Here is a 16420-nt window from a genome sequence, read left to right on the forward strand (position 1 = left end):
CGGCGAGGGTCGCTTCGAGGTTGTCGGTTATCGGGATCCGGGTTTCGGCGAACACCGAGGCGATTTCACGCGAAACGTCGGACGGCAGGTTGTTGGCGTTGAACAGGAACGGACCGGTCCCGGTGGTCGGGCACGGCGGCAGTCCATCGCCGAACGGCGGGCTGTCCACGCAAGGCGTGGCCACCGACGAGTACAGCGCATCCGGGCTTTCGATATAGCGGTCGTAACGCCACTGGACGCCCGCGGCCCAAGCGATGGTGTCGTCAGTCCAGAGGCTCCAGCCGGTATCGCCGTTGAAGATCGCGTCGGCGACGAACAGCCGTGTGGTGTTGGTCTGGTATTGCTTCTCCACCATCCAGTCCATCAAGGCGGCGCGATTGGCCGCCGCCTCGTTGAAGCCGGCGATCGGGCTGGACCCCACATAGAAGGGGTTCGGTCCAACGTCCGAGAGGCTCTGCTCCATGGCGTTGGTGAACGGGTTGAACCAGTAGCAGCCCATCGCCGCGTTGCCGGCGTTGGCGGTGAAGCCCGCAGTCTCCTCGAAGGTGCACTGGTTCGGATCGCCCGCCCGGCTGCCGAAGCCGCGGAGGCCCAGCTGCAGACGGTTCACCGAGGTGTCCTCGAGGTTATAGCGGTAGTCGATCTCCTGGTAGGCCAGGCTCACGTCAAAGCCGATGTCCTTCCAGAAGGTCCCCTTGAAGCCGCCGACCACCCGCCAGGTGTCGGTGTTGTAGGTGTAGTGCGAGTGGCGGTCTTCCTCGTGGGCGGCGCCGGCGAAGCCGACCGGACGCCAGGCCGTCTGGCTGGTCGCCACGCCATGCAGAGCGGCGTTGACCGCCTGTGCTCGGGCGGCGTTCAGCAGCGCGGTGCAGCTCGCCGCGTCGACGCCGTAGGGAAGCACCGAGCCGGCGCAGTTCGCCGAGTTGATCTGGCTGATCAGCGCCTGCAGACCCGGGTTGTTGGCCGGGATGTAGAAGCGCGACTGCTCCGAGGTGCCGGTCGCCGGGATCGGCGAAGTGCCGCCGCCGATCGAAGCGCCCGAGGGGCGGATCGGGGTCGGATACTGGTTCGGACCGGTCAGCGCCCAGTGTTGCTGCGGCGTCTGGTTGCGGTTCCACAGGGCTTCGGCGTGGAACTCGATGTCTTCGGTGATGTCGAAGTTGATCTCACCGTAGAGGGTGTAGTGGTTCTCGTTCTCTACGAGGTTGTCGTAGACCGTGTACTGGAAGTTACAGGCGGGCGCGGTGCCCGGCACGGCGCCGCCGACGACCGCCGAGCCCAGGATGTAGGGCGCGCCGCCGTTGGCCGCGCAGCCGATGTCCATCAGGTTGCCGGTGAAGTTCGAGCTGTCGAAGCCGGTGTTCGGCGAGCCGCCCGGATTGGCCGCGGCGGTCTGATACAGGCCCGGGTTGCCGGTGCCGGCCCAGCCGCCGAGCGGGTTCTCCAGATAGCCTTCGGGGCCGGTGCGGATCGCCCAGTCGCGCTCGAAGATCGGCAGCTGCGAGCGGGCGCGGTGGCCCGCCATGAACATCACGTTGCCGCCGTCGAACTGCTTACCCCAGACGGCGCTGAGTTCGTAGTCGCCGTCCGAGCCGTCGATGAACTGGTAGGTGCCGTTGAGCTCCAGCCCGTCGAGGTTCCGGCGGGTGATGAAGTTGACCACGCCGCCGATGGCGTCGGAGCCGTAGGTCGCCGCCGCGCCGCTCTTCAGCACTTCGACGCGCGAGATGGCCGCGGTCGGGAAGCTGTTGATGTCCACGGAGCCGAGGGCGCGGGTGGAGGAGGCCACGCGCCGGCCGTTGAACAGCACCAGCGTGCGGGCGCCGGTGACGGCCGAGTTCAGGTTCCGCAGGTTGATGGTGGCCGTGCCGTTGCCCGAGCCGAAGCGGTTGTTCTCACCGATCACCGCGCCCGAGGATGGGATGGTCTTCACGAACTGGACCATCGAGGGCGAGCCCCGCTTTTCCAGTTCCTGGGCGTTCACGACGTCGACCGGCAGGGCCGCGTCTTCAGGCGTGCCGGCGATGAATGAGCCGGTGACGACGACTTCTTCGAGTTCGGCGGCGTCTTCCTGAGCGGAGGCGGCCTGGGTGGCGCCGAACGCCAGGGCGACGGCCAGCAGTGACCCGCCGCAGAAATATCTGCTCTTCATAGAAATGTTTCCTTCCCCTCAGACCGCCGACCCAACTTCATGCAGGTCTGGCTCTAGAGCTGGGCATAGATGAACGGCTCAATCGTAAAAATCTAGTCGCCAGTGCGCACGTTGTTCGGGACGCCGCGTTCTATGCTGCGCCTTTTGACGTAACAGAGGTTTTCGTCAGCGCTATACTTTGGGCTTGGGTGCGAGATTGTTTCCGGAATGCAACGCGCACTGTCGCTTCCTACCCCCCCCGCGAATCGGCGCGAGCGGGGACCGCCGAGATAGCGGGGCGACGGAGGGCGCCCCCGACGCACCGCCCAAAGAAAAGGGCGCCGCTCCCTTAGGGAGCGGCGCCCGGTCCGGCGTGGCGAAGAAGCTTAGAAGCGCTTCTTCAAGCCCACCACGAACACGCGGCCCAGCGGGTTTCCGCTGCCCGGGTCGTAGTTGTACTGGGTGCCGATCGCGAACGGCGGTTCGGCGTCGAAGACGTTCTGGATGCCCAGCGTCAACGTCGTGTCCCAGGGCAGTTCGCCCGTGTAGGTCACGTCATGCTGCCAGTATTCGTCGATCTTCTCGGTGCTGCCCACGTTGCGCGCCAGCGAGATCGCCAGCGGCTCGCTGTGGACGGTCGAGGAGATGTGCCGCACCTGCCAGCGCACGTTGTGGATGTCCCGGCTCCAGTTGACGTAGGCGTTGGCCCGCAGCTGGTTGTAGCCGGTGAAAATCGATGCGCGGTACTTCCCGACGCGGTCGATGGCGCCAGCAGAGGTGGGCACGCCTTCGATCTCGTACGGCGACTCGTTGAACTCCAGGAGCCAGGTGCCGTCGAAGCCAGCCTGCAGGCGACCGAAGAACAGGTCGCCGAAGTCCATGTTGGCCTGGAAGTCGATGCCTGACGTCTCGATCGCCCCACCGTTGATGTACTGGGTGCGGTACGAGAGGATCTGCGCCCGGTTCACCGCAGCGCTGGCGGCCGGGTTGCAAGGCGCAGTCAGGGTCAGCCGCGACAGCACCGCCGCCGGGCCGCAGCCGCCGGTGGTCGGCATGGCCAGGGCGATCAGGTCGGCCGTGGCCTCGCTGGTCAGGGGGTCGGTGAAGTCGAACTGCCAGTAGTCCACGGTGGCGTTGAAGCCGCCGATGGTGACGATCACGCCAAAGTCGAGGGTGTCCGCGGTCTCCGGCTCCAGGTCCGGGTTCCCGTAGAGATCGTTGGCGCGATAGGTGCCGGAGGCGTTGGTCAGGCCGCGGTCGAAGTCGTCCTGGGTGATGCTGGCGAGCGGCGCCCGATAAGTGGAGCCGACGGCGCCGCGAACCGCGAACCAGTCGTTGATCTGCCAGCGGACCGAGAGCTTCGGATTGAAGGTCTCATCCTGGCCGATGTACCGCTCGTAGCGGCCGGCAAGCGTCGCTTCGAGGTTGTCAGTGATCGGCAGGCGCACTTCGGCGAAAGCGCCGAAGATCTCGCGAGACACGTCCAGCGGGTTGTTGTTCGCGTTGAACAGGAACGGACCAGTGCCAGTCGCCGGGCAGGTCGGGATCCCGTCGCCGAACGGCGGGCTGTCGACGCAGGGCGTAGCCTGGGTGCTGTAGAGGTCATCCGGCTGCTGGATCTGCCGGTCGTAGCGGTACTGGACGCCGGCGGCCCAGGCGATGGTGTCCTCGGTCCACATGTTCCAGCCGGTGTCGCCGTTGAAGATCAGATCGGCGACGAACAGACGGGTGGTGTTGGTCTGGAACTGCTTCTCGACCATCCAGTCGAGCAGCGCAGCGCGGTTGGCCACGGCCTCGTTGAGGCCCGCGATGGTGCTGCTCGAGCCCACATAGTACGGGTTCGGCGGAACCTGCGAGAGGCTCTGCTCCATGGCGTTGGTGAAGGGGTTGAACCAGTAGCAGCCCAGCGCCGCGTTGCCGGCGTTGGTCGTGAAGCCGCCGGTCTCCTCGAAGGTGCACTGGTTCGGATCGCCCGCCCGGCTGCCGTAGCCGCGAAGGCCCAGCTGCAGACGGTTCACCGAGGTGTCCTCGAGGTTATATCGGTAGTCGATCTCCTGGTAGGTCAGCGAGGCGTCGAAGCCGATGTCCTTCCAGAAGGTGCCCTTGAAGCCGCCGACGATCCGCCAGGTGTCGGTGTTGTAGCTGTAGTGCGAGTGCTTGTCGGCCTCGTGGGCCGCGCCGGCGAAGCCGACCGGGCGCCAGGCCGTCTGGCTGGCGGTGACCCCATAGAGCGCCGCGTTGGTGAGCTGGGCGCGGGCGGCGTTGAGGCCGGTGGCGCAGGTCGCGGCGTCGACGCCGTAGGGGAGGACAGGCCCGGCGCAATTGGCGGCGTTGACCTGCGAGATCAGCGCGACAAGGCCCGGGTTGTTGTTCGGGATGTAGAAGCGCGACTGCTCCGAGGTTCCGGTCGCCGGGTAGGGCGAGGTGCCGCCGCCCGGGGAGGCGCCAGAAGCGATCAGCGGAGTCGGGTACTGGTTCGGGCCGGTCAGCGCCCAGTGCTGTTGGGGCGTCTGGTTGCGATTCCACAGCGCCTCGGCGTGGAAGGTGATGTCTTCGGTGAGGTCGAAGTTCACCTCGCCGTAGAGGGTGTAGTGGTTCTCGTCTTCGACGAGGTTGTCATAGACCGTGTATTGGAAGTTGCAGGCGGTCGTGCTCGGAGTCGCGGTGGTCAGGGCGTAAGGCGCGCCGCCGTTCGCGGCGCAGCCGATGTCCTGCAAAGTGCCGCTGAAGTTAGCGAAGGTGAAGCCGGTGTTCGGGCTGCCGACGGGCGGCGGGATCGGGGTTGGGCCAGTGCCGGGGGTATAGGTATTGTAGATGCCCGGATTGCCGGTGCCGGCCCAGCCGCCGAGCGGGTTTTCCAGGTACCCGGCCGGCCCGGTGCGGGCCGCCCAGTCGCGTTCGAAGATCGGCAGCTGCGAGCGGGCGCGGTAGCCGGCGTACAGCATGACGTTGCCGCGCTCGCCGCTGTAGCCCCAGAGCCCGTTGATGTTCCAGTCGCCGTCCGAGCCTTCGATGGCCTGGTAGGTGCCGGACAGCTCGAAGCCGTCGACATCGCGGCGGGTGATGAAGTTGACGACCCCGCCGATGGCGTCGGAGCCGTAGGTCGCCGCGGCGCCGGTCTTCAGCACTTCGACCCGGCCGATCGCGCCGGCGGGGAAGCTGTTGATGTCCACAGAACCCAGCGAGCGGGTCGTGGAGGCCACGCGGCGGCCGTTGAACAGCACCAAGGTCCGGGCCCCGGTGACAGGCGAGTTCAGGTTCCGCAGGTTGATGGTGGCGGTGCCGTTGCCGGCCCCGAAGCGGTTGTTCTCGCCGATCACCGCCCCCGAGGAGGGGATGGTCTTGATCAGCTGGACCATCGTCGGCGTGCCGCGCTTCTCCAGCTCCTGGGCGTTGACGACGTCCACCGGCAGGGCCGCGTCCTCGGGCGTCCCGGCGATGAACGAGCCGGTGACGACGACTTCTTCGACCTCATTGTCGGCTTGTGCGCTGGCCCCGCCGGCCAGCACGAACGAGGCGACGACGGCCAAAGCCGAGCCGCTGCAGAAATATCTGCCCTTACGCATTTGGTTTGTTTCCTTCCCCCTCGCGGAGTCGAGCCGGCCGTCTGGCGCGGAGGCTTCGACGCTTGAGTAATGCTCCGGCTTGATCACGGAGCTGGTTAAGTTGTCAACGATGCAACATGTCGCCGTTCTGTCAGGAATGCGACAGGACCAGTTTCTGGAGTGTTACCCCCGCGATACGGCAGACACATACCCGAACTTGGAAAACGCCGACCAAATGTCGTGCGCGGCTCTCCGTACGCAACGTTCGAAGAGCAGTGACGCTGGGGAAGTCGTTGTTACGGCTCACGCGCCATTGCGAAGTGTTGCATCTGAGCCGCGGTGGCGAGATTTCTCCGCGGGCATGAAAAAGGCGCCGCCGGCTGGGCCGGCGGCGCCTGGAAGTGGCGGGGCGTCAGGCCCCGAGTCTTAGAACCGCTTGGTGACGCCGATCTTGAAGTACCGGCCCAGCGGGTTGGCGGTGTACGGGTCGTAGCTCAGGTCGTATCGGGCGAACGGCGGATCCTCGTCGAACACGTTGATCACCGCGGCCGTCAGGGTGACGTCCCAGGGCAGCTCGCCCCGATAGGTCAGGTCGTGAGTGAGGAACGAGTCGATCTTCGCACCGGCGGCGACAAGGCCACCGGTGACCGGGAAGCCGCTGGTGCCGAGGCCGAAGATGTTGGTGCCGCCGAAGGCGCCGTTCCGCGTATCGATCATGTTGTCGATGTAGCGGATGGTCCAACGCACGTTGTGCGCGCCGTTCTCATACTCGGCGTAGACGTTGCCGCGCCATTGCGGCTGGGACCCGATCGTGAGGTCCGAATAGCCGGCGAAGTCGTTCGCCGGAATGACCGACACGCCTTCCACCATCATCGCGCCGACCTTGTACTCGAGCACGTAGGTGAAGTCGCCGCCGACGCGCACCCGGCCGCCCCAGACGTCGTCGAACCGGGCCACCGCCGAGCCGTCGAGACCCGAAGTCTGGATCTCGGCGCCATTGATGGTGTTGACGCGGGTCCGCGCCACGTTCGCGGCCGTACAGCCCGCGCCCGGGCCGATCGGGGTGGCGGAGTTCGGCGTGAACCGGGCGAGGAAGGCCGCCGGATAGTTGCAGCCGCCCTGCAGCAGGGTGGCGAACATCCGAGTGCCCGACTCGGTGCCGATCGGGTTGCCGAAATCGAAGCGCCAGTAGTCGAGGGTGGCGTTCACCGGGCCCATCTCGAAGATCGCGCCGAGGCTGAAGGTGTCGGCGGTCTCAGGGTCGAGGTTCGGGTTGCCAAAGGTGTCGTACGGCCGATAGCCGCCCGCCTCGCTGGTGAACACCAGGTTGGTGGTGGCGTCCGGCAGCAGCTGAGCCTGCGGCGGCGCCCGGAAGGTGCTGCCGGCGGCGGCGCGCAGGGCCAGCCAATCCGTCGCCTGCCAGCGCAGGGCGATCTTCGGATTGGTGGTCGAGCCGACGTTGCCGCCGTAGTCCTCGTGACGGACCGCCAGCTGCATGTCGATGGTGTCGGTGAACGGCACCTGCAGTTCGCCGAAGACCGCCCACACCGAGCTGTCGAAAGCCTGGTTCGTCAGACCGCCGAAGAAGCTCAGCGGGCCGAACCGCTGGTTGGCCGGGCAGTTGGTGACGCCGGGCTCGATGCAGGGGTTCACGTCGGCGTTGGAGAAGTTGCTGACGGTCCGCTCGAAGCCCTGGACCCGGTACTGCGCGCCGACGGCCCAACCGATGTCGCCACCGGCCAGGTTCAGGCCGGCGAACCGGCCGTTCATCACCGCGTCGGCGACGAACAGGTCGGCGCGTGCGGTGTAGGCGTAGTCCTCGAACATCCACTCGGCCACTTCGCGGCTGTTGGCGTTCGCGGCCGGCGAGCCGGGGACGTAGTTGGGGTTCACCTCGCCGGTGGCCGCGTTGCGCGGGATGCCGGTCGAGAAGGGGTTGAAGTAGAGGCAGGGGCCGACGCCGGGGGTGCTGGTCGCCGGGTTCGTGCCGCCGGGGGTGCAGCCCTGGCCGCCGAGGCCGCGTAGCGCCAGCTGCAGGCGGTTCGTGACGATGTCGGGGGTGGCGATGTCGCTCTCGTTGACCGAGTAGGTCAGAGCCACGTCCCAGCCGATGCCGTTCTCGAATTCGCCCTTGAAGCCGCCGCTGACGCGCCAGCCTTCGAAGTAGCGGCGGTCATGCTTCGACGAGCCGGTCAGCGGGTTGCCGCCGGCGCCGTACGGCCGCCAGGCCAGGCCGGTGGTGAAGATACCGCCCAGCGGAGAGGCGGTGATCTGCGCCTGCTGGGCCGCGCTCAGCTGCGGCAGCAGCGCCTGCAGGCCCGGATTGGAGTTCGGGATGTAGAACAGGTTCGGGATGAGGGCGCCGACGGGACCCTGAGCGCTGAGCGTCGGACCGGTCACCGGCGCGTAGCTCGGAGAGGTGTTCTCCTGCGGCACGTCGTGGCTGGCCCACAGGGCTTCGCCGTGGAACTCGATGTTGTCGGTGAGCTCGAAGTTGACCTCGCCGTACAGCTGGTAGTGGTCCTCGATCTCGATCAGATTATTGAAGCGGCCGAACTGGAAGTAGCAGGTCGGGCCAGCCGTCGAGACGCGCGGGTCGTTGCCGAGCGCCGCGCAGGCCGGATCGATGAACCGGGTGGTGGTCGCAAAGCCCGCCGTGGGAGCGGCCGGAGCGAAGTAGGCGCCCGGATTGCCGAAGCTGGACCAGCCGCCGCCGGGGTTGGTGTCGAAGTCAGGAACCGCGAAGTCGCGCTCCAGGGTGTCGAGCTCGTCGCGGTGACGGTAGCCGGCCGACAGCAGCACGCTGCCGCGCTCGCCCCGCCAGCCGTAGTTCGCGAACAGGCTGTACTCGCCGTCCGAGCCCGGGATGAAGCTGTACTGGCCGCCGACCTCGAAGCCGTCGAGCTTCTTGGTGATGAAGTTGACCACGCCACCGATGGCGTCGGAGCCGTAAGTCGCCGCGGCGCCTTCCTTCAGCACTTCGACCCGGCCGATGGCCGAGACCGGGAACAGGTTGATGTCGATGCCGATGCCGGCCGCCGGGGAGGGGGCGACGCGGCGGCCGTTGAGCAGCACCAGGGTCCGCAGCGGCCCGAGGCCGCGCAGGTTGACGTTGCTGGTGCCGGTCGATTGGCCGGCCCGGAACTGGTTGGTCTCGCCGGCCACGCCCTGCACGGCCGGGATCGACTTGATCATGTCGGTGGTCGAGGGCGAACCCTGCTTCTGAAGCTCGTCCGACGAGATGACGTCGACCGGCAGTGCCGCGTCCTCGGGCGTGCCGGCGATGAACGAACCGGTGACCACGACTTCTTCGACTTCGGCCGCCTCGTCCTGGGCGGCGGCGGTCCCGGCGAGGCCGAGACTTAGGGCGACGGCGAACGCCGACCCGCTGCAGAAAAATCTGCTCCTACGCATAATATCCCCTCTGAAACGCTTCCATTCCCCGCCAGTACGCACGCCTCGTCAGGACGCTTTGCGGGCGCGGCTATCTCTCTCGGTTCAAGTTTCAACGCCAGTAAAGGAGCCGGTTGAATTGCAAAGTTTTTGAGACTGATGCGGCGCAGCAACAGTCTCGCGATTTGACACAGCTGCCAAAAGCTTGGCTATTTTGAGTATAGTTGATGCTTGTTATTTGACGCGCTCGTCAGAAAATGCGGGCCCGCTCTACGCGCAGCGCCCCTCCCCCTCCGATGCGCGGCGCACAAAACATCGATGCGCCGCCGGCGAGCGGCGGCGCATCGAGGCGGGAGCGCCGAAAAAGGCTAGAAGCGCTTGGTGACGCTGAGCTTGAAGGTCCGGCCCAGCGGGTTGGCGGTGAACGGGTCGTAGCCCAGGTCGAGGCGGGCGAACGGCGGATCCTGGTCCGTCAGGTTGCGCACCGACAGCACCGCCGTGGTGTCCCACGGCAGCTGCACCCGGTAAGTCAGGTCGGCGGTGAAGAAGGCGTCGATCTTGCGCCCGTCGTTCGACTTCAGGACCGTGCTCCCGGTCTCGGTGAACAGCACGTTGGGCGGGTACGGGTCGGTCCGCTGGTCGATGTAGCTGTCGATGTAGTTCAGCGTCAGCCGCAGGTTGTGGATGTCCCGGGTGTATTCGGCGAACACCGAGGCCTTCCATTGCGGCACCGGCACGATCTGGGTCTGGTAGTTCAGCCGGTTCACGCCCTCGAACGCCGGACTGACGGTGACGCCTTCGACAACCGTCTCCTCGACGCTGTACTCGCGCACGAAGGTCAGGCTGCCGCCGAGCCGGGCTCTGCCGCCCCAGATGTCATCCACGTCGTAGTTGAACAGGGCGTCTATGCCAGAGGTCTTGATGCCCGGCCCGTTGATCCAGTTGGTGCCGATGCGGGCCAGCCCCGCCGTGCCGCAGACGCCGCCCTGGAAGGTGAAGCGGGTCTGCAGGGCGGCCAAAGCCGGATCGCCGCAGCGCGACGGCGCCCCGGTCGGGAATAGGGTCGAGAAGATCGGGCCCACCGGCTCGGTGACGATCGGGTTCTCGAAGTCGAAGCTCCAGAAGTCGACGGTGGCGTTGAAGTTCCCCATCTCGAAGATCGCGCCGACGCTGTAGGTGGTCGCCGATTCCGGCTCCAGCTCCGGGTTGCCGAAGATGTCGACCGCCCGGAAGGCGCCGCCCAGGAACTGCAGGGTGGTCGCCTGGCCGGGATCGAGCGCGGTCAGCGGCGGGGCGCGGAAGGTGGTGCTGACCGAGGCGCGCATTGCGAACGGCTCGATGATCTGCCAGCGCAGCGACAGCTTCGGGTCGAAGGTCGAGCCGCCGAGGTCGCCGTAGTCCTCATACCGGGCCGCCAGCTGGGCCTGGAAGGCGTCGGTGAACGGCAGGCTGAGCTCGAAGAAGGCGGCCCAGGCGTCGCCTTCCAGGTCGGCGGGGAAGGCCCCGCCAAGGAACATGAAGGGCCCGTTCCGCACCGTGCAGTTCAAGGTGCCGGTGACCGGCGTGTCGACGCAGGGCGTGGCCTGCAGGTTGGTCAGCTGGTCGTACTGGCCTTCGAAGTAGTTCTTGCGGTACTGGGCGCCGACCGCCCATCCGACAGCCCCTCCCCCCAGCTCCCACGGAAGCTGGCCGTTGAACACCAGGTCGGCGACCAGCATCCGGGTCGTCAGGTCCGCCGTTGTCGGCTGGAAGAACCAGCGGATCAGCTCGGGATTGTTGGCGACGGCGGCGTTGAAGCCGGGATTGGTCGCCCCGGTGATGGCGTTGGCCGGGATGGAATTGGAGAAGGGGTTGAACCACTGGCATCCCCCGACGCCGGGCGTGCCGGTGGCGGGGTTGCAGCCGGGCCCGCCCAGGCCACGCAGGGCCAGCTGGAAGCGGCTGACCACAGTGTCGTAGCCGACCCGGACCAGGTTGTCCTCCATGTAGGTCAGCGCCGCGTCGTAGCCGATGCCCGCAAAGCCCAGCTCGCCCTTCAGGCTGGCGGCGATGCGCCAACCTTCGTGTTCGCGGCTGCCGCGCGAGGACTGGTCGCCGAACAGCGGGTTGCCCCCCAGCGACAGCGGCCGGAACAGAGCGCCGGGGAAGTAGGCGCCGACCACCGGGGCGGTCACCCCCGGCGCGACCGGGACCCCGGTCGGCAGGGCGCCGGGGTTCTGCTGCGAATAGAGGATGTAGCCGGGGTTGTTGGCCGGCACAAAGTAGCCCGCCCCGAGGCCCGGCGAGCCAGCGATCGGGTTGGTGGCCGTGGTCGGCACCTGCAGGGCCAGGTAGGACGGCGAGGTCGCCCATTCAGGCACGTTGGTGTGCGCGTAGAGCGCCTCGATGTGGAACACCGTGGTGTCGGTCAGGTCGACGTTCAGTTCGCCATAGATCTGATAGCGGTCCTCCTTCTCCACGATGTTGTCGTAGGGCGTGTAATTCCAGAAGCAGGCGGGGGTCCCGAGCGCAGCCGGCGGCGTGGGCGCCGTAAAGCTCGGCACCCCGCCCAAAGGCGCGCAGCCGACATCCCGGCGGCCGGCCGCCCCGAAGGCGAAGGACGTCGCGCCCGTCTGGATGATCGGGAAGAAGGTCGTGACGGCGTTGCCGGATGACCACCCGGTCTCAGGGCTCTCGAAATAACCGCGCTGGGCGAAGTCGCGCTCCTGGACCGAAAGCTCCGAGCGGTGCTGCCAGCCGGCGGTGATCAGGGCGTTGGCGTTGTCGCCCACCCAGCCGAACACGATGTGGCCGCCATAGTCGCCGCCGTCGGAGCCGTCGATGTGCTCGTAATATCCGTTGACCTCCAGCCCGGAGAAGTTGCGCCGGGTGATGAAGTTGACCACCCCGCCGATGGCGTCGGAGCCGTAGGTCGCCGCCGCCCCCTCCTTCAGCACCTCGATCCGGCCGATGGCGGCGCTGGGCAGCAGGTTGATGTCGGGGGAGCCGGCCCCGATCGGCGCCGGCACCAGCCGCCGGCCATTGAACAGCACCAGGGTGCGCGCCGAGCCGAGGCCGCGCAGATTCACCGTCGCGGCGCCCTCCGAGCCTTGCGCCCGGGCGTCGAACTGGTTGGTGTCGCCGAGCACGCCGTTGGAGACCGGCAGCTGCTTCATCAGCTCGACGGTCGAAGGCGAGCCCTGCTTCTGCAGCTCGTCCGACGAGATGACGTCGACCGGCAGGGCCGCATCTTCCGGCGTGCCGGCGATGAACGATCCGGTGACGACGACTTCTTCGACTTCGGCCGCTTCGTCCTGGGCGGCGGCCGAACCGGCGGCGCCGAGAGTGAGCACGAGCGCGAGCGCCGAGCCGCCCGCAAGCTGGTTGATCCTGTACAATCCAAGCCTCCCTGGGGTCTGCCGCGTGTTTTTGACGCGAACGTCGTTTTTCGAAGGCTTGCGCTCCCTGCCGCGGCGGCGCCAGCGGGCGGACGCCCGCGTGGCGCAAAGTTTTCTGGCTGTCGCCATGGCGCCACATCACTGATTAGCAAAGGAGAAGCTTGGCTACTCTAGCTGGTGCAATGGTCAAGCAAGGCGCGGCCTCGACCGCCCCGTCGACCGGGTCCGGAAACCGCCAGCCCGCCCTGCGCCCTGTCGATAGTGATGGGCCTCCGTAACAAGGAGACCCCGCAATGAGCCCCGCCGACAGCAAGGCGCTGGTCGTGGACGCCTGGAAGACCTTCGCAACCCGCGACCCCGAAGCCATCGCCCGGTGCTTCGCCCCCGATGCGGAGTGGATCGCGCAGGCCGGCAACGCCACCGCCGTGGCGCTCGAGATGACCCATCACATCGTGGGCCGCGAGGTCATCGCGGCCTTCCTGGCCGAGGGCTTCCGCGAGCTGCTGCGCGACGCCCAAGTGCAGTTCACCGCCATCCACGCCGACGAGAACCGCGTGGTGGTCGAGGAGACGACGCGCGCCACCCTACCCGGCGGCGCTCCCTACGAGAACGACTACTGCTTCGTCTTTGAGCTCGAGGGCGGCCGCATTCGCCGCGTGCGGGAGTACATGGACACCCTGCGCGGCTGGCGGCAGGTGTTCGGCCCCGCCGCCGCGCCGGCGCCGGCGGGCGCCTAGGCCAGGCGATGCGCCGCCTGCTCCGCGGCCCAGCGGCCGAACGCCAGGGTCTCCTCGACCGCGTGCGGCTCGGGAGGGCCGTCGGCCTGCGGATCCACGCTCCGAGCCCGCTCTGTGAACGCGGCCTCGACCAGCTTCGCCCAGCGGGGCTTCAGCTGGCGTTGCGCGAACGCGACCGCGGAGCGCTTGGAGCGGACCTCACCGGTCGCGAGGGACTCCAGGGCCCGGGCGCAGATCAGCACGCCAGAGGCCTGGCCGTAGGCGCTCCTGAACCAGGCCAGGTCCGGCGAGAGGCGCGCCAGGTTGCCGACCAGGATCTGCGCGGCCTCGTCCCTCACATCGTCGTCGCCGACGGGGTCGATCAACTCCGTCGCCGGCGGGCCGACCAGGCGCACCCCCTTGTCGCGCAGCACCCAGCGGACCATCTGGCAGTTGTCGTACTCGCGCCGGACCGGGGCTTCGTCCTCGCTGACGAACCAGAAGGGATAGGCGTGGGGCCCCGGCCGCCACATGCCGGGCTCTCGCACGCCGTCCGGCCGCGGCTCGCCCGGCGGGTCCCGCGGCTCGGTGGACAGCCGCCGCAGCGCCAAGGCCGGGGCGTACGAGCCCTCGAAGTTCCGCGCCCACCGGCTCGGCAGGGCGCAGAGATCCCGGTGCAGGTCGTGGACGGGGCCGATCTCCGCAGCTGGGATGTCGTCCCGCAGGACGACCAGGAAATCCACGTCGCTGGCCTCGTCGAAGTCGCCCACCGCCAGCGAGCCGTGCAGATAGGCGCCGACGAGATTGTCGCCCAGCCGCGTGTGCAGGCCGACGAGCCAGCGGTGAAGGACGTCGTTGAGGTCGTCGTGGGCGGTCCAGGCGCGCAGCTCCGGCGCGCCGTGGTGAAGCTTGGCCATCGTCAGAATCCCGAATGAGTTGCAGCGCCCGCTGCCCGACGGGCGCGAGGGGTCAGGCGGCCGCTTAGGGCGCCGGGCTCAGTACGCCGCGTGCTGGGCAGCCATTCGGAAGGCTCCTTTGGGAGGGAGCAGCGTAGCGCCTTACCGCGCCGCAGCAAGGGGATGGCGCGGACCAGGCCCTCGGATCTGGGGGCGGCATCGCCGCCCCCGCCGCCCGAACGTGGTCAGACCGTCGCCGCCGCGGGGCGCACGATGATCTCGTTGACGTCCACCTCGGACGGCTGTTCGATGGCGAAGCGGACCGCCCGGGCGATCGCCTCGGCCGGAATGGCCGTCTTGCGGTACTCGTCGATGAAGGCCGCCGTCTCGGGGTGGGTGATTGTGTCCGCCAGCTCCGACTCGGTGACGCCCGGCGAGACCACGCTCACCCGCACCTTGTGGGTCTCCTGGCGCAGGGCCTCGGAGATCACCCGCACGGCGAACTTGGTCGCGCAGTAGACCGCCGCCGAGCGGATGATCTGGTGGCCGGCCGTCGAGGCGATGTTGACGATCTGCCCGTGGCCCTGGGCCTCCATGATCGGCAGCGCCGCGGCGATGCCGTGCAGCACGCCCCGGATGTTGACGTCGATCATCTGGTCCCACTCGTCGACCTTCAGCGCCGCCAGCGGCGACAGCGGCATCACCCCGGCGTTGTTGACGATCACGTCCACCTGGCCGAACCGCTCGCGCGCCGCCTTCACGAAGGCCTTCACGTCCTCCCGCGAGGTGACGTCCAGGCCCTTGGCCATCGCCGTCCCGCCCGCCGCCTCGATCTCGCGCTTCAGCGCCTCGAGCCGCTCCACCCGCCGGGCGCCGATCACCACGATGGCCCCGGCCGCGGCCAGCTCGCGCGCCGTCGCCTCGCCGATGCCGCTGCTCGCGCCCGTCACCAGCACCACCTTGTTCGCAACTTCAGTCATGTCCGTCTCCTTGTTGGCGAGGAGACAGATGCGCCCGCTGGAGGATCGGGCGTTAGAACGGTCCTCCGCGGTTCTTGCCTGATCCTCCAGGACCTAGCCTGACGCGCTTGCACCACGCGCGGGCGCGTGGGAGGCAGTCTCCATGGAGCATCTGGCCTCTCTCATCGCCCGCCACGCGCCGCAGGATGGCATGCACGACATGCCCATTCCTGGCTTGGCGCTAATCCGCGCCGCCGGCCCGACCGACAAGGTCCCGACCCTCCATCAGGCGGCCCTGTGCATGATCGCGCAAGGCGCCAAGGTGGTGATGCTGGCCGAGGAGACCTACCGCTACGATCCGGCCACCCACCTGGTCGTATCCGTCGACCTGCCGCTCACCGGCCAAGTCGTCGAGGCCACGCCCGAGCAACCCTACCTGTGCGTCCGCGTCGACCTCGACCCCGCGCTACTCAGCGAGCTGATGCTGCAGCAGCCGCCGCCCCCGGGCGCCGAGAGCGTCCGCGGCCTGCACCTTGGCCGCACCACGCCCGAACTGGCCGACGCCGTCGCCCGCCTCGTGCGCCTGCTGGAGCGACCGCAGGACGCGGCGGTGCTGGCGCCGTTAGTCCGCCGCGAGATCCACTACCGGCTGCTGACCGGCGACCAGGCCGGCATCGTGCGCCAGATCGGCGCCCCCGACAGCCGCCTGTCCCAGGTGAACCGCGCCATCGCCTGGATCCGCGCCAACTTCGATCGCCCGTTCCGGATCGAGACCCTGGCCCGCGAAGCCGGCATGAGCGCCTCGGCCCTGCACCAGCACTTCAAAGCGGTCACCGCCATGAGCCCCCTGCAGTACCAGAAGCAGATCCGCCTTCAGGAAGCCCGCCGCCTGATGCTCGGCGAAGCCCGCGACGCCCAGGCCGCCGCGTTCGAAGTCGGCTACGAGAGCCCGTCTCAGTTCTCGCGGGAATACGCGCGGCTGTTCGGGGCCCCGCCGGCCCGCGATACGGCGCGACTGCGGACGATCGGGGCAGTGGTGGTGGGGGTGTAGGGGGGGCCATGAACCTGCGCCAGGCCACACGTGAGGACGCTCCCGCCATAGCCGCAATCCATCGGCTGGCGGCGTTCATGCCGCCGGCGCACGCGGGCCAGGAAGGCCAGCGATTCGTCCGCGAGCAGCTGATGAACGAGAACCAAGTCTGGGTCGCCGAGGCCGCCGGCGAGGTGGCAGGATACATCGCCTTCAACGATGACTGGGTCCGCCACCTGTTCGTCCATCCGCACCACCAGGGCCAGGGGATTGGGCAGGCTCTACTGGACCGGGTCATCGCCGACGGGCGCGAACGGCAGCTCTGGACCTTCCACAAGAACTCTCGCGCGCGGAAGTTCTACGAGAACCGTGG

The 16420-nt window shown here is 68.0% G+C and carries 9 protein-coding genes; 3 read left to right on the forward strand and 6 right to left on the reverse strand.

Annotation, left to right across the window (positions count from 1 at the left end):
• The 4 genes from VHK87_RS16425 to VHK87_RS16440 form a co-directional block, all read right to left on the reverse strand.
• A partial coding sequence (locus VHK87_RS16425) for a TonB-dependent receptor plug domain-containing protein (protein ID WP_329635966.1) occupies positions 1–2152 on the reverse strand: 2152 nt, incomplete at its 3' end.
• 365 nt (positions 2153–2517) lie between these two features.
• Positions 2518–5697 carry a TonB-dependent receptor domain-containing protein gene (locus VHK87_RS16430; RefSeq protein ID WP_329635967.1) on the reverse strand — a complete coding sequence of 1060 codons (3180 nt, stop codon included), beginning with the start codon at positions 5695–5697 and terminating at the stop codon, positions 2518–2520.
• A 405-nt stretch (positions 5698–6102) separates the two neighbouring features.
• Positions 6103–9090, reverse strand: coding sequence for a TonB-dependent receptor domain-containing protein (locus VHK87_RS16435; protein ID WP_329635968.1), 2988 nt, complete (start codon positions 9088–9090; stop codon positions 6103–6105).
• A gap of 347 nt (positions 9091–9437) precedes the next feature.
• On the reverse strand, positions 9438–12446 hold the full coding sequence (locus tag VHK87_RS16440) for a TonB-dependent receptor domain-containing protein (RefSeq protein ID WP_329635969.1): 3009 nt from the start codon (positions 12444–12446) through the stop codon (positions 9438–9440).
• Positions 12447–12739: 293 nt separating this feature from the next.
• Between VHK87_RS16440 and VHK87_RS16445 the strand changes: the two genes are divergently transcribed.
• The gene (locus tag VHK87_RS16445; RefSeq protein ID WP_329635970.1) at positions 12740–13183 is read left to right on the forward strand and encodes a nuclear transport factor 2 family protein; all 444 of its coding nucleotides are present in this window, start codon (positions 12740–12742) and stop codon (positions 13181–13183) included.
• Here the strand turns inward: VHK87_RS16445 and VHK87_RS16450 are convergent.
• Together VHK87_RS16450 and VHK87_RS16455 are read right to left on the reverse strand one after the other, a co-directional pair.
• Positions 13180–14079, reverse strand: a complete 900-nt coding sequence (locus tag VHK87_RS16450) for a nucleotidyltransferase domain-containing protein (RefSeq protein WP_329635971.1) — start codon at positions 14077–14079, stop codon at positions 13180–13182. The genes VHK87_RS16445 and VHK87_RS16450 overlap by 4 nt on opposite strands.
• A 224-nt stretch (positions 14080–14303) precedes the next feature.
• Positions 14304–15038: an SDR family oxidoreductase gene (locus tag VHK87_RS16455; RefSeq protein WP_329635972.1), complete on the reverse strand. Its 735-nt coding sequence runs from the start codon at positions 15036–15038 to the stop codon at positions 14304–14306.
• Between the two features lie 142 nt (positions 15039–15180).
• Here VHK87_RS16455 and VHK87_RS16460 point away from each other — a divergent pair, with 142 nt between their 5' ends.
• On the forward strand, positions 15181–16068 hold the full coding sequence (locus VHK87_RS16460) for an AraC family transcriptional regulator (RefSeq protein ID WP_329635973.1): 888 nt from the start codon (positions 15181–15183) through the stop codon (positions 16066–16068).
• An 8-nt stretch (positions 16069–16076) separates the two neighbouring features.
• Positions 16077–16420 (forward strand): GNAT family N-acetyltransferase (locus VHK87_RS16465; protein WP_329635974.1); only part of this gene is annotated, 344 nt, incomplete at its 3' end.

It is taken from the genome of Phenylobacterium sp., from assembly GCF_036263695.1.
In the GTDB taxonomy this organism is placed as follows: Bacteria; Pseudomonadota; Alphaproteobacteria; order Caulobacterales; family Caulobacteraceae; genus Phenylobacterium.